General features: G+C 69.1%; 19 protein-coding genes and 1 pseudogene. 5 read left to right on the top strand and 15 right to left on the bottom strand.

All coding sequences use genetic code 11. From position 1 onward, the window contains the following. Window positions 1–9 precede the first annotated feature (9 nt). The 5 genes and pseudogenes from V8J38_RS02450 to V8J38_RS02430 all read right to left on the bottom strand — a co-directional run. A pseudogene (locus tag V8J38_RS02450) lies at window positions 10–342 on the bottom strand (DUF6597 domain-containing transcriptional factor); the annotation flags it as partial. Between the two features lie 6 nt (window positions 343–348). Then, on the bottom strand, window positions 349–783 hold the full coding sequence (locus tag V8J38_RS02445; protein WP_338577744.1) for a DUF1178 family protein: 435 nt from the start codon (window positions 781–783) through the stop codon (window positions 349–351). Beyond that, window positions 780–1,619: a carbon-nitrogen hydrolase family protein gene (locus V8J38_RS02440; RefSeq protein ID WP_338577743.1), complete on the bottom strand. Its 840-nt coding sequence runs from the start codon at window positions 1,617–1,619 to the stop codon at window positions 780–782. Before V8J38_RS02440 ends, V8J38_RS02445 begins: the two co-directional genes overlap by 4 nt. Further along, window positions 1,620–1,877: a glutaredoxin 3 gene (gene grxC / locus V8J38_RS02435; RefSeq protein ID WP_338577742.1), complete on the bottom strand. Its 258-nt coding sequence runs from the start codon at window positions 1,875–1,877 to the stop codon at window positions 1,620–1,622. A 35-nt stretch (window positions 1,878–1,912) separates the two neighbouring features. Continuing rightward, a complete protein-coding gene (locus V8J38_RS02430) occupies window positions 1,913–2,719 on the bottom strand; it encodes a ComF family protein (RefSeq protein ID WP_338577741.1) in 807 nt (268 codons plus the stop codon). Between V8J38_RS02430 and V8J38_RS02425 the strand changes: the two genes are divergently transcribed. After that, the gene (locus tag V8J38_RS02425) at window positions 2,718–3,614 is read left to right on the top strand and encodes a methyltransferase domain-containing protein (RefSeq protein WP_338577740.1); all 897 of its coding nucleotides are present in this window, start codon (window positions 2,718–2,720) and stop codon (window positions 3,612–3,614) included. The genes V8J38_RS02430 and V8J38_RS02425 overlap by 2 nt on opposite strands. A 3-nt stretch (window positions 3,615–3,617) precedes the next feature. Here V8J38_RS02425 and V8J38_RS02420 read toward each other — a convergent pair whose 3' ends face one another. From V8J38_RS02420 to V8J38_RS02405, 4 genes are read right to left on the bottom strand one after another with little or no spacing between them, the layout of a single operon-like run. Next, entirely contained in the window at window positions 3,618–3,800 is a 183-nt protein-coding gene (locus V8J38_RS02420) for a Flp family type IVb pilin (RefSeq protein WP_291778631.1), read from the bottom strand. Between the two features lie 27 nt (window positions 3,801–3,827). Next, the gene (locus V8J38_RS02415) at window positions 3,828–4,244 is read right to left on the bottom strand and encodes a (deoxy)nucleoside triphosphate pyrophosphohydrolase (protein ID WP_087139129.1); all 417 of its coding nucleotides are present in this window, start codon (window positions 4,242–4,244) and stop codon (window positions 3,828–3,830) included. Then, window positions 4,241–5,620, bottom strand: coding sequence for a bifunctional glutamate N-acetyltransferase/amino-acid acetyltransferase ArgJ (gene argJ / locus V8J38_RS02410; RefSeq protein WP_291778624.1), 1,380 nt, complete (start codon window positions 5,618–5,620; stop codon window positions 4,241–4,243). Before argJ ends, V8J38_RS02415 begins: the two co-directional genes overlap by 4 nt. Further along, entirely contained in the window at window positions 5,617–6,543 is a 927-nt protein-coding gene (locus V8J38_RS02405; RefSeq protein WP_338577739.1) for a peptidylprolyl isomerase, read from the bottom strand. The genes argJ and V8J38_RS02405 overlap by 4 nt, the downstream gene beginning before the upstream one ends. Before the next feature lie 277 nt (window positions 6,544–6,820). Between V8J38_RS02405 and secA the strand changes: the two genes are divergently transcribed. Both secA and V8J38_RS02395 read left to right on the top strand, forming a co-directional pair. After that, a complete protein-coding gene (gene secA / locus V8J38_RS02400) occupies window positions 6,821–9,673 on the top strand; it encodes a preprotein translocase subunit SecA (RefSeq protein ID WP_338577738.1) in 2,853 nt (950 codons plus the stop codon). A 320-nt stretch (window positions 9,674–9,993) separates the two neighbouring features. Beyond that, window positions 9,994–11,157 carry a class V aminotransferase gene (locus V8J38_RS02395; RefSeq protein ID WP_291778615.1) on the top strand — a complete coding sequence of 388 codons (1,164 nt, stop codon included), beginning with the start codon at window positions 9,994–9,996 and terminating at the stop codon, window positions 11,155–11,157. Between the two features lie 3 nt (window positions 11,158–11,160). Here V8J38_RS02395 and V8J38_RS02390 read toward each other — a convergent pair whose 3' ends face one another. From V8J38_RS02390 to V8J38_RS02380, 3 genes are read right to left on the bottom strand one after another with little or no spacing between them, the layout of a single operon-like run. After that, a complete protein-coding gene (locus V8J38_RS02390; protein WP_291778612.1) occupies window positions 11,161–11,931 on the bottom strand; it encodes a hypothetical protein in 771 nt (256 codons plus the stop codon). Window positions 11,932–11,980: 49 nt separating this feature from the next. Further along, complete coding sequence (locus V8J38_RS02385; RefSeq protein WP_338577737.1) at window positions 11,981–12,868, bottom strand: alpha/beta hydrolase; 888 nt, start codon at window positions 12,866–12,868, stop codon at window positions 11,981–11,983. A 5-nt stretch (window positions 12,869–12,873) separates the two neighbouring features. Beyond that, window positions 12,874–13,371 (bottom strand): Fur family transcriptional regulator, encoded by a 498-nt coding sequence (locus V8J38_RS02380; RefSeq protein ID WP_291778606.1) that lies wholly within the window; start codon window positions 13,369–13,371, stop codon window positions 12,874–12,876. A gap of 164 nt (window positions 13,372–13,535) precedes the next feature. Here V8J38_RS02380 and V8J38_RS02375 point away from each other — a divergent pair, with 164 nt between their 5' ends. Next, entirely contained in the window at window positions 13,536–14,327 is a 792-nt protein-coding gene (locus V8J38_RS02375; protein ID WP_291778603.1) for a SapC family protein, read from the top strand. A 253-nt stretch (window positions 14,328–14,580) separates the two neighbouring features. On the opposite strand, the gene V8J38_RS02370 is transcribed toward V8J38_RS02375, so the two are convergent. Together V8J38_RS02370 and V8J38_RS02365 are read right to left on the bottom strand one after the other, a co-directional pair. Then, the gene (locus tag V8J38_RS02370; RefSeq protein WP_291778600.1) at window positions 14,581–14,988 is read right to left on the bottom strand and encodes a MaoC family dehydratase; all 408 of its coding nucleotides are present in this window, start codon (window positions 14,986–14,988) and stop codon (window positions 14,581–14,583) included. Window positions 14,989–15,005: 17 nt separating this feature from the next. Then, window positions 15,006–16,028 carry an NADP-dependent oxidoreductase gene (locus tag V8J38_RS02365; RefSeq protein WP_338577736.1) on the bottom strand — a complete coding sequence of 341 codons (1,023 nt, stop codon included), beginning with the start codon at window positions 16,026–16,028 and terminating at the stop codon, window positions 15,006–15,008. Window positions 16,029–16,364: 336 nt separating this feature from the next. Between V8J38_RS02365 and V8J38_RS02360 the strand changes: the two genes are divergently transcribed. Next, complete coding sequence (locus V8J38_RS02360; protein WP_291778595.1) at window positions 16,365–16,631, top strand: hypothetical protein; 267 nt, start codon at window positions 16,365–16,367, stop codon at window positions 16,629–16,631. 120 nt (window positions 16,632–16,751) lie between these two features. On the opposite strand, the gene V8J38_RS02355 is transcribed toward V8J38_RS02360, so the two are convergent. Continuing rightward, window positions 16,752–17,543 carry a response regulator gene (locus V8J38_RS02355; protein WP_291778592.1) on the bottom strand — a complete coding sequence of 264 codons (792 nt, stop codon included), beginning with the start codon at window positions 17,541–17,543 and terminating at the stop codon, window positions 16,752–16,754. Window positions 17,544–17,698: the final 155 nt, after the last annotated feature.

The raw sequence follows: 17,698 nt of genomic DNA, 5'->3' as shown, positions 1-17,698 counted from the left end.
ACGCCGGTCGGTCGCCTCGATCAGCGGGCGGCCGAGAAACTCCCGCGCCCCGTCCGGCTCGAACTTGGCGGCGACGATCTCGACCGGGCCGACCGGACGGATGGCCATGGGCCGGGTCATCTGGCCGGCGAAGATCACCGGCGGCTGCAGGCGGAAGACGCCGTCGGCGTCCTGTTCCTCATAGGGGGCGGCCAGGTCGACCACCAGTTCGGGACAGCCGTCCGGGGCGATGCGCTGCACGCCCCCGCTGGGGCGGGGTGCGGCGTAGGTCCACAGCAGACGCACGAAGGGGCGCAAAGGTTCAGGCGGAGCGAATTCCTCGTACCGCTCCCCCTCCCCCATCTGCGGTCAGTTCGCCTTCTTGGGATCGGGCGGCAGGCTGGGCAGGGGGGCGCAAGGCACGCCGTCGTCCTTCAGCTTCTTGACCTCGGCGGGGGTGGCCTCGCCGTAGATCTCGCGCTTCTCGCTGCGGCCTTCGTGGATGTCGCGGGCCTCGCGGGCGAAGGCGTCGCCGACGTAGTCGAAATTCTGCTCGACATGGTCGCGCACCTCGCGCGCCGCCTGCATCATCATCGACTGGACCTGCTTCATGGCGTCGGGCGCAGGCGCGGTCTTCTTCGTGCCCGAGACGGCCGGGGCCATCACCTGCTTCCTCACCGTCGTTGAACCGCAGAAGGGGCATTCGACCAGGCCGCGCGCCGCCTGGTCGTCATAGTCGGACGAGGAGCCGAACCAGGCCTCGAAGCCGTGGTCGTGGTCGCAGGACAGGGCGTAACGGATCATAGGGGCAGGTCGAAGTCGCGGTCGTGGCGCAGGGCGGGCACGCTGGCGCGCGCCTTCTCCACGGCCTGAAGATCCAGCCGGGCGTGCAGGACGCCCGGTTCATCGTGATCGAGTCGGGCGATGACCTCGCCCCACGGGCCGACGACCAGGGAGCGGCCCCAGGTCTGGCGGCCGTCCTCATGCGTGCCGCCCTGGGCCGGGGCCAGGACGAAGGCGCCCGTCTCGATGGCGCGGGCGCGCAGCAGCGTCTCCCAGTGCGCCTCGCCGGTCGGGCGGGTGAAGGCGGCGGGAACGGCGATCAGGCTCGCGCCAGCCTTGGCCAGGGCGCGGTGCAGATATGGGAAGCGCAGATCGTAGCAGATGGTCAGGCCCAGACCGCCCCAGGGGGTGTCGGCGACCACCGCCGCCTCGCCCGGCCTGACCGAGGCGCTTTCGCGATAGGTCTCGCCGTTCGGCAGGTCGACGTCGAAGACGTGCAACTTGTCATAGCGGGCCGTGATCGCCCCGCTGGGGTCGATCAGCAGGGACCGGTTGGCGGCGCGCGGATCGCCGTCGGCGCCCGAGCGCACGATGACCGAGCCGACCAGCAGCCAGACGCCCAGTTCGGCGGCCAGGGCCTTGAGCCCGGCGACAGCCGGATCGGCGTCCTCGTCCGACAGGGCGGCGTCGCGCAAGGCCCGGCGCTGTTCGAGAAAATTGGTCCCCTCGGGCGTCAGGATCAGCTGCGCACCCTCAGCCGCCGCCTGGCGGATCAGAGGCTCGACATGCGCCAGCCCCGCGGCCGCCGTCGCCGGCGTCCGCGTCTGGATCAGCGCCATGTCGAGCGTGTCGATCACCTAGGCCGCCAGCAGGGCGTCCAGCTCGCCCTTGCGGTCCAGGGCGTGGATGTCGTCCGAGCCGCCGACGTGTTTCCCGTTGATGAAGATCTGCGGGAAGGTGGCGGCGCCGCCCGAGCGCTCGACCATCTCGGCCTTCTTCTCGGGATCGTTGGAAGCGACGATGTTCGTATAGGCCGCGCCCTTGCGGTCCAGCAGGGCCATGGCGCGGATGCAGTAGGGGCAACCGGGTTTGGTGTAGAGAACGACGTCGGCCAAGGGGAGCTCCTGAAGGCGAATGGGAAGGTTCTCCCTCACTTAAGCGGTTCGCGCGCGTTTTTCACCCTCGCGATGACGGCCAGGTCGACAGCGCGCGCGCCGGCCTCGATCAGCGCCCGCGCGCAGGCCTCGGCCGTGGCCCCCGTGGTCAGCACGTCGTCGATCAGCAGCAGGCGACGTCCCTTGATGCGTCGGCGCCCGGCCTCGGTCACAGCGAAGGCCGCCTTGACGTTCAGCCGCCGCCCGCGCGCGGACTTGCCGCCCTGGCTGGCGGTCGGCGCAGCGCGGATCAGGGCGTCGGGCAGATAGTCGAGCCGCGCCGCGCGGGCCAGCGGCCGGGCGATCTCGGCGGCCTGATTGAACCGCCGCGACAGCAGGCGGGCGCGATGCAGCGGCACGGGGAGCACGGCGTCGGCCGTCTCGATCAGGGGGGCGGCCGAACGGCTGATCCAGCGCGCGAACAGGGGGGCGAACTGCTGCTGGTCGCCGTGCTTGAACTTCAGGATGACGCCGCGCGACGCCTCGTCATAGACGCAGGCCGCCCGCGCCCGGCCGAAGGCGTAAGGGCTGGCGACGCAGGCCGCGCACCGATCCGCCGCGAAATCGCCGCCGTCGTATTCGAACGCCGCGCCGCAGCCGTCGCAGACCGGCGCCTCCAGAAAGGCCACCCGGCTCCAGGCGTCCGGCGACAGGCCCGCGGACGCCGCCGCCTCGCGGCTGTCGTGAGCCACAGGCGGCAACAGAATATCCAGCAGGCCCCGGCCCGCATCGCGCGCGCCGGATGCTAAAGGCGAGGTCACGCCTTTCAATCGACCCCGCCAGCCCCCATCCTGAACCGACATGAGCGCCCCCTCTCCCTCCTCCGGTCCCCCGATCATCTTCGACGCCGCCCGCCGAGCCGCACGTCTGAGCCGCGCCGAGCGACGCTTCCCCGACGCCGACTTCCTGCACCTGCGCGCCGCCGACAATGCGGTGAACAGCCTCGAAGTGATCCTGCGCGAGTTTCAGACGCCCGTCGACCTGTCGCCGCACCCCGGCGTCTTCGCCCGCGCCCTGGCCGACAGCCCGGCGCGCGAAAGGGTGGCGCAGGTGCGCGCCGTCGGCTCGACGGCCGAGCGCGCCGCGCCCGGCGCGGGACCGCTGGGGCTTGAGGACGGATCGGCCGATCTGATCATCAATCTTCTGGGCCTGCACTGGGCCAACGACCTGCCCGGCGCGCTGAGCCAGATCCGCCGCGCGCTGAAGCCCGACGGCCTATTCGTCGCCAGCCTGTTCGGCGCCGCGACGCTGAAGGAGTTGCGCGGCGTGCTGACCGAGGCGGAGCTGGAGGTCAACGGCGGCGCCCAGGCGCGCGTCTCGCCCTTCGCTGACGGCTTCGACGGGGCGGCCCTGCTGCAACGAGCCGGGTTCGCCCTGCCGGTGACGGACGTGGACCGGGTGACGGTGCGCTATGGCGATCCCTTCGCCCTGATGCGCGACCTGCGGGCGATGGGCGAGACGAACGTGCTGGCCGGGCCGATCCGCCCCCTCAGCCGCGCCGTGCTGGCCCGCGCGGCCCAGCTCTACGCCGAGCGTCACGCCGAGGCGGACGGGCGCATCCCCGCGACTTTCGAAATGGTGCATCTGGCCGGATGGGCGCCGCACGAGAGCCAGCAGAAGCCCGCCAGGCGCGGCTCGGCCAAGACGCGTCTCGCCGACGCCCTGGGCGTCAGGGAGCAGACCGGTGAGGAGGACTGAAGCTCAGCTTCCGCTGATCGCAGCGCTGATGGTCGTCGAGATGTAGTCGTACATGGCGTTCGATCGCACCGCGAAGGCGGTGACGGCGGCGATGATGACCAGGAAGATCAGGGCGCAGATCAGGCCGTATTCAATGGCCGTGGCGCCGCCTTCGTCGCGATGGAACCGGCAGATGAAACCCTTCACGCCCGGCCCTCCCCTGTCGTCGGCCCGTCAGAGCAGATCGCGCAACCAGGCGATCAGCGGTTCGTCGGCCGGAGGCATGGGATAGGCCGACAGCTTGTCCGGCTTCACCCAGGCCAGACCCGCGTGCTCGCGCGCCTCGACCACGCCGGACCAGCGCCGGCACAGGTAGAGTGGCATCAACAGGTGAAAGGATTCGTAAGCGTGACTGGTAAACACGAAGGGGGCCAGACAGGCCTCCTTCACGTCGATGCCCAGTTCTTCCTTCAGCTCGCGGATCAGGGCGGCTTCGGGCCGCTCGCCCGGCTCGACCTTGCCGCCGGGGAATTCCCACAGACCCGCCAGTTGCTTGCCCTCGGGCCGTTTGGCGATCAGCACGCGGCCGTCCGGGTCGATCAGGGCGACGGCGACGACCAGGACGGTGGGAACGGCGGGCGTCTCGCTCACGAGCGGTAGTCCCCGTTGATCTCGATGTAGCGTTTGGTCAGGTCGCAGGTCCACACCGTGGCCGAGGCCCGGCCCGAGGCGACGTGGACGGTGATGTCGATCTCGGGGTTCTTCATATAGGCGCTCATGACCGCCTCGTCGTAGGTCGGCGAGGGCGCGCCGTCGACGGCGGCGACGTGCGGGCCGAAGCGGATGGCCAGACGGTCGCGGTCGACCGCCTCTTCGGTCTTGCCCACGGCCATGACGATGCGGCCCCAGTTGGCGTCCTCGCCCGCGATGGCGGTCTTCACCAAGGGGCTGTCGGCGATCGACTTGGCCAGCTTGCGCGCCGAGGCGGGCGAAGCCGCTCCCTCCACCGTCACCTTGACGAACTTGGTCGCGCCCTCGCCGTCCTTCACCAGCTGGTGCGCCAGATCGAGCATGACGTCGTCCAGCGCGGCTGAGAATTCCTTCAGGCGGCGGTCGCCGACGCGGCCGATCCGCGGCGCGCCGGACGCGCCCGTGGCGAACAGCAGAGCCGTGTCATTGGTCGAGGTGTCGCCGTCCACCGTCACCGAATTGAAGGTGGTGCGGACGTGCAGGTTCAGCAGGGCCTTCAGCACCGGCGGGGCGATGTCGGCGTCGGTGACGATGAAGGCCAGCATGGTCGCCATGTCCGGCGCGATCATGCCCGAGCCCTTGGCGATGCCGGCGATGCGGACCTTGACGCCTTCGATCTCGCACTCCGCATAGGCGCCCTTGGGGAAGGTGTCCGTGGTCATGATGCCCAGACCGGCCTGCGTCCAGTTGTCGGCCTTCAGACCGGCTTCGACCGCAGACAGGCGGGCCGTGATCTTCTTGTCGTCCAGCACCACGCCGATGACGCCGGTCGAGGCCAGCATGACGTCGCGCTGGCGGCAGTCGAAGCGCTTGGCGACCTCGGAGGCCGTGCGGCGCGCCGCATCGGCGCCCGCCTTGCCGGTGAAGGCGTTGGCGCAGCCGGCGTTGACGACCAGGGCCTTGACCCCCTCGCCGCCCTTGTCGGCGTCCAGATGACGCTTGCACCAGTCCACAGGCGCCGAGCCGACCTTGTGCCGGGTGAAGACGCCCGCGCAGGACGCGCCCTGCGGGAAGCGGAAGACCACAAGGTCATCGCGCTCATGCTTGTAGAAGCCCGCCTGCGCCGTCGCGATCTCGACCCCGCCGATCGGCGGAATCGCCGGGAAGGGCACGGCCAGCGGCGAAATCATCAGGCCGGGCTTGCCGGGCGCGGCGGCGACCGCCTGGGCGGCCGACTGCGTCGCGCGCTTCAGCGCCGAGGCCAGCGGGTCGAGCGCCTTCTCGATGGCGGTTTCGATCTTCTTGCCGGTCGAGGCGGACTTGGACGGCTGGCTCATGTGGCGGTTCCGGCGGCGGGAGGAGCGGAGGTTTTCCGGGCGGGAGGCGTGGCGGCAGGCGATGGCGCCTTCGCCTCGTCCAGGGTGATCTCGACCTCGGCCTTGCCGCGCAGCTGCTCCAGCAGTTGGCGCACGCCTTCATAGGTCAGGTAGCGCACGATCTGGGGCCGCGCCTGCTCCAGCGTCGGGGGCGTCTCGGCGCGACGATCCTCGACCTTCAGCACGGCCCAGCCGGTTTCGGTCTGGATCGGCCCGACGACCTGACCCGGCGTCTTGCCCTGCAGGGCGGAGGCGTAGGCCCCCGGCAGGACGTCCAGCGTCGAATAGCCCAGGTCGCCGCCGGAATAGCGGGTGGCGTCGTCGATGGAGCGCTGGGCGGCGACCGCTTCGAAAGCCGCGCCCTGGCCCAGGACGCCCAGAACGGCGTCGGCCTGTTCCTTTGTCGGCGCCAGGATCAACCGCACCCGAACCTCCTCGGTCGTGCGCGCCAGACGCTGCTGCTCGGCGTAGAGGCGTTCGACCGCCTGGTCGGACACGGCGCCGGACACCACCTTCTCGACCAGCATGTCGCCCAGGATGCGCTCGCGCACGGCCTGCAGGCGGCGCTGGGCGGCCGGGCTGGAATCAAGGCCGCGACGTTCGGCCTCGGCGGCCAGCAGCTTCTGATCGACCACCTCGTCCATCACCCGGCGGAACAGTTCTGAGGACAGGTCCAGAGGATCGTCCTCGCCGATCAGCCCCTGGGCCACCGCCTCGCGGCGCACGTCCGAGGCCCAGACCGCGCGGTCGTTGACCTTGGCGACGACGCGGTCGTTCTTCTCCGGCGCGGCTTCATCCCCGCCGCGCCCGCAGGCGGCGGCGCCCAGCGCCAGCCCGACGGCGGCGATCAGGAACAGGCTGTGGAGGGGACGCCGCGCTCGCATCGGACGCTCCTGACAGGGGTCTGGGGGCAGGCCGCCGGAACGGCCGTTCGCGCCTGCGCCGCGCCGCCCTTAAAAAGGCCCTCGCGTTGACAGGGGTAAGGGCGGTGCTTAAGTCCCGCCTGCGCCCAAGTCGAGGGATTTTCGATCGTATGCGCGGCCCTTCGCGCGCCCTGACTGCAGGGAAGGCCTGGGGTCGGCGTGATCGCGGCCTCCCGACCGGGCGAAACCTGTCTTTCTCAGAGCCTTCAGCCGCTCGACCGCCTGACCCGGATCGCCCATGCTCGGCTTCGCCAAGAAACTTCTCGGTTCCTCCAACGACCGCAAGGTCAAGGCCTTCCAGGCCCAGGTCCAGAAGATCAACGCCCTTGAATCCAAGTTCGAGGCCTTCTCGGACGATGAACTGCGCATGATGACGCAGACCTTCCGGGACCGCGTCGAGGGCGGCGAAAGCCTCGACAAGCTGCAGAACGAGGCCTTCGCCGTCGTGCGCGAAGCTTCCAAACGCGTTCTGGGCCAGCGTCAGTACGACGTGCAGATGGCCGGCGGCATGATCCTGCACGAGGGCGGCATCGCCGAGATGCGGACCGGCGAAGGCAAGACCCTGGTGGCCGTGGCTCCGGTCTATCTGAACGCCCTGGCCGGCAAGGGCGTCCACGTCGTCACCGTCAACGACTACCTGGCCCGCCGCGATGCGGACACCATGGGCAAGGTCTATCGCTTTCTGGGCCTGGAAGTCGGAGTCATCGTCAACGGCCTGTCGCAGGGCCAGCGCCAGATGGCCTATCAGGCCGACATCACCTACGGCACCAACAACGAATTCGGCTTCGACTATCTGCGCGACAACCTGGTCTACGACCGTCGCGAGATGGTGCAGCGCGGCCACCACTTCGCCATCGTCGATGAAGTCGACTCCATCCTGATCGACGAGGCGCGCACGCCGCTGATCATCTCGGGCCCGACCGAGGACCGGTCGGACCTCTACAAGATCGTCGACGCCCTGGTGAAGGAGCTGGTCAAGGACAAGGCGACCTTCGACCTCGACGAAAAGCAGCGCCAGGCCCTGCTGACCGAGCTGGGCTCGGAGCGCATGGAGCAGATGCTCGAACAGGGCGGCCACTTCGCCGAGGACACCGTCGACCTGTACGACCCGGCCAACGTCAGCCTGGTCCACCACGTCAACCAGGCCCTGCGCGCCAACACCCTGTATCAGCGCGACAAGGACTACATCATCAAGGACGGCGAGATCGTCCTGATCGACGAATTCACCGGCCGCATGATGTCCGGCCGTCGCCTGTCCGAAGGTCTGCACCAGGCCATCGAGGCCAAGGAGGACGTCAAGATCCTGCCCGAGAACCAGACCCTGGCCTCGGTGACCATCCAGAACTACTTCCGCCTCTACGAAAAGCTGTCCGGCATGACCGGCACCGCCGCGACCGAGGCCCAGGAATTCCTCGACATCTACAAGATGGACGTCCTGGAAGTGCCGACCAACCGCCCGATCCAGCGCAAGGACTACGACGACGAGGTCTATCGCACCTTCGCCGAGAAGAACCGCGCCATCGCCGCCCAGATCGCCGACTGCTACGTGCGCGGCCAGCCGATCCTGGTCGGCACGGTGTCGATCGAGAAGTCCGAGGAATTGTCCGACCTGCTGAAGGACTACGACTATCAGGTCGAGGTCTCGCGCAAGGTGAAGCCCGAATACGAGGGCCGCGAGAAGGACGCCCAGAAAGCCGGCGACCTGGCCTATGACGTGGAATACGTCACCGGCCGCGGCATTCCGCACAATGTGCTGAACGCGCGTCAGCACGAGCAGGAAGCCTACATCGTCGCCGAGGCGGGTCTGCCGCACGCGGTGACCATCGCCACCAACATGGCGGGCCGCGGCACCGACATCCAGCTGGGCGGCAACCTGGAGATGCGCGTCCAGCGCTGGACCCAGGAACAGCGCAATATGGCCGTCGAGGTGACGCCCGAGGCCCTCGCCGCCAAGGAAGAGGAATTCAAGGCCGAGATCGCCGCCGCCAAGGCGAAGGCCATGTCCGTCGGCGGCCTGTTCGTCCTGGGCACCGAACGCCACGAAAGCCGCCGTATCGACAACCAGCTGCGCGGCCGCACCGGCCGTCAGGGCGACCCCGGCACCTCGAAATTCTACCTGTCGTGCGAAGACGACCTGCTGCGCATCTTCGCCGGCGACCGTCTGGACAGCATCATGAAGTCCTTCGGCGTGGCCGAGGGAGAGGCCATCAGCCACCCCTGGCTGAACCGCGCCGTCGAGACCGCCCAGAAGCGCGTCGAGGCCCGCAACTACGACATGCGCAAGAACGTGCTGAAGTACGACGACGTCGTGAACGATCAGCGCAAGGCCGTGTTCGAACAGCGCCAGGAGTTCATGGACTCCGAGGATCTGTCGGAACTGGTCGCCGACTTCCGCAACGACGCGATCAACGATCTGGTCGAGCGCTACATGCCGCCCAAGGCCTATGCCGAGCAGTGGGACATCAACGGCCTGGACGAGCGGGTGAAGTCCACCCTCGGCCTCGAACTGCCCCTGCATGACTGGGCCGCGGAGGAAGGCGTCTCCAACGAGGAGATCGAGGAACGCATCCTCGCCGCCGCCGACGCCCGCGCCGCCGAGCGTCTGGAACTGATCGGCGCCGACCAGACGCGCGGTCTGGAAAAGCAGTTCATGCTGCAGATGATCGACATGCAGTGGCGCGAGCATCTGGTCCACCTGGACCACCTGCGCGGCGTCATCGGCCTGCGCGGCTACGGCCAGCGCGACCCGCTGAACGAATACAAGACCGAGGCCTTCAACCTGTTCGAGACGCTGCTGCACGACCTGCGCCACAACGTCACACGCTGGTTGATGACGGTCGAGTTCCAGTTCCAGGCGCCCCCGCCGATGGAGATGCCCGAGTTCCAGGAAATCCACCTGAATCCCGGCACCGGCGAGAACGAGATGCTGAACCCGATGGCTCAGAATCCCGAAGGCCAGCTGACGGGCGACGACCGCTCCAAACTGCCGGTCGAAGCCCTGCCCATCGGCTGGGAGCGCACCAGCCGCAACGCCGACTGCCCCTGCGGCTCGGGCCGCAAGTTCAAGCACTGCCATGGTAGTCTTATTTGAGGCGCGCTGACGCGCGCGGCGCTACGCTCGCGACGCGGTCGCTCGCTGCTTGAGCGCCAAAGATCGAGTTGAGAGAGGCGGGTTCGCGAAAGCGGCCCGCCTTTTTCTTTGGGCCGTCTCGCGCCATGGCGCCGCACCAGACACGCCTCTTCTCCCCACACGCCGTCATCCTCGGGCTTGACCCGAGGATCCAGTGCTGGGCGCGCTCAACGTTGCTCAAGTCGTGCAGGCGGAAGCCGCGATCCTCGGGTCAAGCCCGAGGATGACGAGGTGAAAAGCAAGCGCGTGACGGCGCGGCGCAGGCCCGCTAGCGTGCGGCCATGAACTACAAGCCCCTGTTCTCGCGCGCGCTCGGCCTTGATCCGGAACGCCTGCATTTCGCCGCCCACAGCCACCACCTGTGGCCCGACGCCAGCTTCGACGGCCAGGTTCAGGCCTGGGCCGAGGCCAACCGCTTCGCCGACCGAAAATGGGACCTGGTGTTCGGCGACGTCATTCCCGAGGCTCAGGGCCATGTAGCCGGAGAGCTGGGCCTGCCCTCCCCCGACAGCCTGATCTTCGCGCCCAATACGCATGAAATCCTGCTGCGCATCGTCTCGGCGGTCGACAGGGCGCCGGTGCGCATCCTGGCCACCGACGGCGAGTTCCACTCCTTCCGCCGCCAGTCGGAACGCTGGGAGGAGGCGGGACAGGCGGTCGTCACCCGCGTGTCCCTCGCCCCGTTCGACACCTTCGCCGACCGCTTCGTCGCCGCGGCCAAGGCGGGCGGTCATGACCTGATCTTCGTCAGCCAGGTCTTCTTCCGCACCGGCGGCCTGTTCGAGCGGATCGACGAGCTGGCGGAGCTGGCCGATCCGGCGGGACCGTGGGTGGTCGTGGACGGCTACCACGGCTTCATGGCGACGCCGACGGACCTGTCGGCCGTGGCGGATCGGGTCTTCTATCTGGCCGGCGGCTATAAATACGCCATGGCGGGCGAAGGCGCCTGCTTCCTGCACGCTCCGCCCGGCTTCGGCCCGCGCCCGGTCGTGACCGGCTGGTTCGCCGAGTTCGGCCATCTGGAAGGCCCGCCCGGCGGCGTCCAGTACCGCACCGACGGCGGCCGCTTCTGGGGGGCCACCTTCGACGCCAGCGCCCTGTATCGCTTCAACGCCGTGCGCCGGATGCTGGACCAGCACGGCCTGACCACGGCGATGATCGCCGACCACGCACGCGGCCTTCAGACCCGGTTTCAGACGGCGATCCAGGGCGGAGACGCCGGGGCGTTGAACAAGGCCGAGATCCTGAACCCGGTCGAGGGAGCGGCGCCGCGCGCCCGCTTCCTGGCGCTGCGTCACGCCGACGCCCCGCGCTGGAAGGCGGCCCTGCAGGAGATGAACGTCATCGCCGACGTGCGCGACGACGTGATCCGCTTCGGCTTCAGCCTGTATCAGAGCGAGGACGACGTGGCGCGGCTGATCCACGCCTGCGCCCGGCTGGACTAGGCCTCAGAAGAACAGGCTGTCGGCGTCGCGCCGGGCCTCGGGCGGATCCGTGCGCCGGGGCGAGGACGGGCGAGCGGGCGAGGATCGGCCCGGTGAGGGCGGCGCCTTGGCCCTTGGCGCCGGATCGCCCGGCAAGGCGGGGGCCGGAGGCGCAGCCCGCGCCGGGGCAGCGGCGGGCGGCGCGGACGGCGCAACGGTCTTGGCCGGCGGCGGCCCGAGACGCGGATAGGCCGGGCCCGCCGGTTCGGCGGCGCGGCGCGAGGCGACGGCCGGGGGCGCCGACGACGGCGCTCCATCAAGCGAGGCTGCGGCCGCGAGCAACTGACGCGCCTGCGCCCGCGCGCGGGGATGATCGCACCGGCACAGCACCAAGCCGGTCGGCCCTCGCCAAATCAGCAGGGGACGACGCGGCGGCTCGGCCCACCGGCGAGCCAGGCGCTCGATCTCGCGCGCCAGCACGGGATCGTCGGGCGGCGTCGGACGGAGGTCATACCCTTGAGATTCCAACTCGGGGGCGATCTGCGCCAGCCAGTCGGCGCCGCTGGAAGCGCCATGAACATAGACGGGGGCAAGGCCGAAGGCGGCGGGCCCGGCCGCCGCTTCCAGACGCGCCTCGACCCCCTCGGGCGCGACGATCGGCTGCGGCGTATGGCGCGCCACAGCCAGCCACCAGGCGGCCAGCGCCACCCCCAGCATCAGCAGACCCAGCACGGCGCCGATCACGACGCCCAGCAGGATGCGCGGCAGTTGGGAAGGGGCGGCGGACGACGTCATCGTCCGTCAGGACTAGCATCGAACCGCCCGACGACAACCCCCGCCGGGGTCAGACCGCCAGGTCGAACAGGGCGTCGCGGGTGATCTCTGTGTGGGTCATGGGGAACAGATGGCCGCCGCCCGCCACCGTCTCGACCTGCAAATCGGGCCGACGCCCGCCGGGCCGGACCGCGCACAGGCTGCCGGTCTCGCCCTTGAGGATGCGCACCGCACCTGGATAGCGGGCCAGGGCGCGCCAGGGGTCGTGCGCCTGGGCGGCGTAGTTCGAGGCCTCCCACGCCGGGCTGCAGGCCAGCTCCAACCCCTTGTCGGTCTCGATCAGGCCGTCGGCCAGATAGTCGGCCAGCATCAGGTCCGGCCAACCCTTGAAGGCGCCCCGCCCCCGATAGGCGGCCAGGGCCTGCTCCCGGCTGTCGAACACGGCGCGGCGTTTCAGGGTGCGCGAGACGATCGGAAAGCGTCGCGACAGCCGCCCGGCCAGCGGCAGGTTCAGCGCCATCACCATGGGGCGCGGCCAGATCACGGGGTCGAGCAGCAGCAGACGCGACACCCGGTCGGGCCGCTCGGCGGCGGCCAGCAGGCCGCTGGTCCCGCCGATGGAATGGCCGGCCAGGGCCACGGGCGGGCCGCCGGTCGCCTCCAGCAGGGCGATCAGGTCGTCGCGGTGATCCTTCCAGCTGCGATGGCCTTCGGGCTCGGCGGGCAGACGCGTCGCCCCATGGCCGCGCAGGTCAGGCGCCCAGATGCGCAGGGCGCTGGACAGAGGCTGCAACAGGGTGCGGTAGGTGCGGGCGTTGAAGCCGTTGGCGTGGACGAAGACCAGATCGACCGGTCGCTCGGGATCGCCGAAGTCGAGCACCGCCATCTGGCCCGCGCCCCAGCGGTTGTCGATGGGGACGCTGATGCGGCGCGGCGCCGACAGGGCCAGGGCGTCCATCAGGTTCAGGCCGCCACGCGACAGGCCGGGCAGCGGCCATGCCCTTCTATGGTGGTGCGTTCGATGGCGTAGCCGGCGCCGGCGGCGGCGCGGGCGAAGGCGTCGCCGCCCTGAACCGCCACCTCTTCGGCGGCGCCGCAGCAATCGCAGATCAGGAAGGCGGCCGCGTGGCCCTTGTCCTCGCCCAGGGCGTCAGCGGTGCAGGCGACATAGGCGCTGATGGAGGCGATGCGGTGCGCCAGGCCCCGGCGCTCCAGAAAGTCGAGCGCGCGATAGACGGTCGGGGGCTTGGCCGCCTGGCCGTCCAAGCCGTAGCGGGCGATCAGGTCATAGGCCTTCACCGGCTCGCCCGCCGTCAGCAGCAGCTCCAGCACCCGGCGGCGCGGGGCGGTCATGCGCTCGCCGTCGGCGGCGCAGCGCGCCTCGACGGCGGCCAGGGCGCGGTCCACCTCGGCGGCGCCGAGATGGTGTTCAGCGTGTTCGTGATCGCAGGCCAGACCCATGGCCTACAGCTAGGAGGTCATGACCGCCGCTGCAACCGCATCCACGGTCGCACCCGCGCGCGACGCCACCGGTCGCTGACGCAATGTGGCCAAACAGCGGCGTTTGCGGAGGCTCCAGCCATAGGCTAGAAGAACCGACCTTTCTGTTCAGAAGATCCTTTTTCATGACCGACGCGACCCAAGCGAACAGCCCCCTGTCGGGCAACGTCCTGTTCTATTCCCAGCCCGAGCCGCTGTCGGCCGAGGCTCACGGCAAGCTGGGCGTGACCCCGGCGGACAAGCCCTACGCCTTCGTCGCCCAGACCAATGTGGTGCCGCTGACGGTGACCGAGTTCGCCCCGGCCGCCCTGTCCTATCCGGTCATCTTCGTCGGCGACGCCAAGCAGCCGGTCGCCGCCATGGGCCTGAACGCCGCCGAGAACCTGTTCATCGAGGACGGCGACTTCCGCCCCGACGCCTACATCCCGGCCTACGTCCGCCGCTATCCCTTCGTCTTCGCCAATGACGACGAGCAGAAGCGCCTGGTGCTGTGCATCGACCGCGCCGCCCCCTTCGTGGTCGAAGGCGGCGAAACCCCCCTGTTCGAAAACGGCCAGCCCAGCGGCTACGTCAACTTCGGCATGGAGTTCTGCAACAACTTCGAGCAGGAGCGCGTGCGCAGCGAGTCCTTCGTCGCCCTGCTGAAGGAACTGGACCTGTTCGAGGTGCGCGAGGCCAACTACACCCCGCGCAACGCCGACGGTTCGGCCGGAACGCCGCAGAAGATCGCCGAATATTTCGCCGTCTCGGAAGACAAGCTGAAGGCCCTGCCGGCCGAGAAGCTGGCCGAACTGCGCGACAACGGCGCCCTGGGCCAGATTTACGCCCACCTGGTGTCGCTGCTGGGCTGGGATCGCCTGATCGCCATGGCCCTGACCCGCGCCGCCAAGCAGCAGCCCGTCGCCGCGAACGCCTGATTTTTTTGAGGAGCCTAACGCGCGTTCGCGCGGCGTGAGCTCCCTGGAAAAACACCAAACGACAAACGCCCCGTCAGGAAACTGGCGGGGCGTTTTTTCTTATCCTTCTCCCCCTGTGGGAGAAGGTGGCCCGCCAGGGCCGGATGAGGGGTCTCTCCGAAGTTTGACGCCGGCTGACGGTCAGGGGCGCGAAACCCCTCATCCGTCCGGCTTCGCCGTCCACCTTCTCCCACAGGGGGAGAAGGACGCGACCTTAGCGGCGCGCGACCAGGGCGCGGGTCAGGCAGGAGAAGACCAACCGCCCCGCCTCGTCCAGCAGGTCCTGCTGGGCGATGACGACGCCCTTCTCGTCGCCGACCGGATCCTTGCCCATGATGGTCAGGCGACCGCGCAGCAGTTCGCCAGCCGGGGGGCTGCGCAGGAAGCGAAGGCCGTCGACCGCCAGGGTCTTGGCGCCCGCCCAGCCGCTGGTGCGATCGGCGGCCAGCCGGCTCCACAGGGCGTAGACCATGGCCTCGGGCGCGCCATAGGCCACGTCCCACCCCGGCAGGAAGCGTTCCGCGAACAGGTCCAGCGCCGCCGCATCCACCGCGCAGGCCCCCAGGGGAATGACCTGGCCGATCTCGAGATCCTCGAAATGGATGTGCAGCGGCTCGGTCATGCGCGGTCTTCCCTCGGTCAGGCGGCCGGTTCCTCCGACACCCGAACCATCAGCTTGCCGTCATGGTCGCCCGTGAACAAGCGGTTCAGCGAGCCGACCGCGCCTTCCAGGCCGTCGTCGACATGGACCTTCCAGTGAATCTTCCCGTCCGCCAGCCACGGCCCCATCTCGGCGACCATCTCCTTGGCCCGATGAGCGTAGTCGAGGACCAGGAAGCCCTTCACGTCCAAGCGGTGGGTGATGATGCGTGCGAAGTTGGGCGAGGGCGGCATCCGCGTGGCGTTATAGGCCGAGATCAGGCCGCAGACGGCCATGCGGCCGTGCACCTTCAGCCGGTTCCACACCGCGATCATGATGTCGCCGCCGACGTTCTCGAAATTGAGATCGATCCCGTCCGGAGCCAGCCGATCCAGGGCGTCGCCGACGTCCTCGTTCTTGTAGTCGACGGCGCCGTCAAAACCGAGGTCCTCGGTCAGCCAGCGGCATTTCTCGGCGCCGCCGGCGATGCCGATGACGCGACAGCCGCGCTGCTTGGCCACCTGGCCGGCGATGGAGCCGACCGCGCCCGCCGCCGCCGAGATGACCAGGGTCTCGCCCGGCTTGGCCTTCAGCACGTCGGTGACGCCGAAATAGGCGGTCATGCCGGTCATCCCCAGCACGGACAGGTTGGCGGTCAGCGGCAGGCCCGGCGCGCGATGAACCGGCCGCAGCCCGGCCTCGGGCACGACGGCGTAATCGGCCCAGGCGCCCGACAGAGGCATGACCAGGTCGCCTTCCCTGAACCGCTCGCCGCGCGATTGTTCGACTACGCCCAGGGTCAGGCCGCGCATGACGTCGCCCAGGCCGACGGGCGGCAGATAGCCCTCGGAATCATTCATCCAGGTACGGTTGGTCGGGTCGATCGACAGATAGATGGTGCGGACCAGAACCTCGCCGTCCTTCAACTCCGGCACGAGGGTTTCCACCAGTTCCAGGTCGCCGTCCTGGATCAGGCCGTGCGGCCGCTGACGCAGGATCCATTGTCTGTTGCGCAGGCTCATCATTCCGCCTCCCTGAGCGTTTTCTTTCAAGACCCACAGTGACGCCTCTTCCTCACAGAGCAAGCGGATCAGGCGTTCCGGAGCCCGCTTGCCGACGAAAAAGAAGGCGGACCCGTTCAGGATCCGCCAGGAGTCGCATCATCGAGAATGAGGCGAGGGCGAAGACCGACGGTCAGGCCGGTCCGGGGGAATAGCCCTCGGCGATCGGATAACGACGGGCGCGCAACTCGGTTCCCGAGCCGGCCGACTTCCTCGCGCCCTCGGCGTCGAAGGAACGGCCGCGCGACGGCGACGTTCGCCATACAGGTTTTCTAACCACGACAAGGAGGCGAGCCGATGACCCATCAAGACCCGCATTCCCATTCCGCCGACGCCGTGAATACGCACCATGCTGTCGAGGCGCAGTATGTCCGCCAGGGCCGCGGCGGGCGGCGAATCCTGATGATCCTGCTGCTCTCGGCCGGAGCCGCCGCCGTCCTGCTGATCGGCATGTGGGCGGTCAGCAACAGCGGCTTCGCGCGTCAAGACGGCGCCTCCGAACCCGCGCCGGTCGAGGCTTCGGCCGAAGCTCCGGCTGCGGCGCTGGCCGAACCCGCCACCTAGAGCGACATCGGTTCACATGCGATCGCCTGCGAACCCCGGATGTTCGCTCAATGGTCCAGACACGGAAAAGGCCCCGAGACGGCGCTCGGGGCCTTTCGAAACGGTCCCGTCGGGTCGCCCTTACGCGGCCTGCTTCTGGCGCGAAGGGTGGAAGAAGAGCGCCTGGCTGATCGCCGCCTTCACCGTTTCCGGCTGGAAGGGCTTGGTGATCAGGAAGGTCGGCTCGGGGCGCTCGCCGGTCAGCAGCCGCTCGGGGAAGGCGGTGATGAAGATGACCGGCACGTCGAAGCGCTTGAGGATGTCCTTGACCGCGTCGATGCCGGAAGAGCCGTCAGCCAGCTGGATGTCGGCCAGCACCAGACCCGGCTTGTGACGCGACACCGCGTCCACGGCCTCGTCGTGGGTGGTGGCGGTGCCGGTGACGCGGTGGCCCAGCTCCTTCACCAGGCTTTCGATGTCGGCCGAGATGATGGCTTCGTCCTCGATGATCAGGACGTCGGTCGCCAGTTCGGCGTCGATGTCCGACTGCGCTTCGGCGATCAGGCGTTCGACCGTGCGCGGATCGACGGCCAGAATCTGGGCGGCCTCGGACGGGGTGAAGCCCTCCAGGGCGGTCAGCAGGAAGGCCTGACGCGAGCGCGGCGAAATCCGCATCAGACGGTGGGCCGCGTCGTCGCCCTCGACCGCCGCGCCGTCCTCGAGCTGCGCCCCCGTGGCCGACCAGATGGCGTGAAACACATGATAGAGAGCGACACGCGGCGTCATGTCCGTGGGCAGCTGGCGCTCGCCCGCCGCGAGCGCCTCGAGGGCCACGCGCACATAGTTGTCGCCCGTGGCCTGGTCGCCGGTCAACGCACGGGCGTAACGACGAACATAGGGCAGATGAGGCGCAAGTCTGGCCAGAAGGCTCATACGGTCTTTCCCCGACAATCTCAGCGCCGCGCACGTGTCGGCGCACCAAGGGCCTCAACGTATCAAATGCGCCACGGTTCCCGGTTCCTTCGCCAGCTTGAGCATAAAAACGCAGAAGGCTAGGAACCGTATGCAAGAGGCGGCGTTTTCCGCTT

Origin of the sequence: Brevundimonas olei (assembly GCF_037055245.1) — a bacterium.
In the GTDB taxonomy this organism is placed as follows: Bacteria; Pseudomonadota; Alphaproteobacteria; order Caulobacterales; family Caulobacteraceae; genus Brevundimonas; species Brevundimonas olei.
This window is presented reverse-complemented; position numbering and strand designations above follow the sequence as displayed.

Bases quoted from the DNA above. Each gene is read 5' to 3' on its own strand.
- V8J38_RS02445 (WP_338577744.1), bottom strand. From the start codon at position 783: ATGATCCGTTACGCCCTGTCCTGCGACCACGACCACGGCTTCGAGGCC.
- V8J38_RS02425 (WP_338577740.1), top strand. From the start codon at position 2,718: ATGAGCGCCCCCTCTCCCTCCTCCGGTCCCCCGATCATCTTCGACGCC.
- V8J38_RS02430 (WP_338577741.1), bottom strand. From the start codon at position 2,719: ATGTCGGTTCAGGATGGGGGCTGGCGGGGTCGATTGAAAGGCGTGACC.
- argJ (WP_291778624.1), bottom strand. From the start codon at position 5,620: ATGAGCCAGCCGTCCAAGTCCGCCTCGACCGGCAAGAAGATCGAAACC.
- V8J38_RS02405 (WP_338577739.1), bottom strand. From the start codon at position 6,543: ATGCGAGCGCGGCGTCCCCTCCACAGCCTGTTCCTGATCGCCGCCGTC.
- secA (WP_338577738.1), top strand. From the start codon at position 6,821: ATGCTCGGCTTCGCCAAGAAACTTCTCGGTTCCTCCAACGACCGCAAG.
- V8J38_RS02395 (WP_291778615.1), top strand. From the start codon at position 9,994: ATGAACTACAAGCCCCTGTTCTCGCGCGCGCTCGGCCTTGATCCGGAA.
- V8J38_RS02390 (WP_291778612.1), bottom strand. From the start codon at position 11,931: ATGACGTCGTCCGCCGCCCCTTCCCAACTGCCGCGCATCCTGCTGGGC.
- V8J38_RS02385 (WP_338577737.1), bottom strand. From the start codon at position 12,868: ATGGACGCCCTGGCCCTGTCGGCGCCGCGCCGCATCAGCGTCCCCATC.
- V8J38_RS02380 (WP_291778606.1), bottom strand. From the start codon at position 13,371: ATGGGTCTGGCCTGCGATCACGAACACGCTGAACACCATCTCGGCGCC.
- V8J38_RS02375 (WP_291778603.1), top strand. From the start codon at position 13,536: ATGACCGACGCGACCCAAGCGAACAGCCCCCTGTCGGGCAACGTCCTG.
- V8J38_RS02370 (WP_291778600.1), bottom strand. From the start codon at position 14,988: ATGACCGAGCCGCTGCACATCCATTTCGAGGATCTCGAGATCGGCCAG.
- V8J38_RS02365 (WP_338577736.1), bottom strand. From the start codon at position 16,028: ATGAGCCTGCGCAACAGACAATGGATCCTGCGTCAGCGGCCGCACGGC.
- V8J38_RS02360 (WP_291778595.1), top strand. From the start codon at position 16,365: ATGACCCATCAAGACCCGCATTCCCATTCCGCCGACGCCGTGAATACG.
- V8J38_RS02355 (WP_291778592.1), bottom strand. From the start codon at position 17,543: ATGAGCCTTCTGGCCAGACTTGCGCCTCATCTGCCCTATGTTCGTCGT.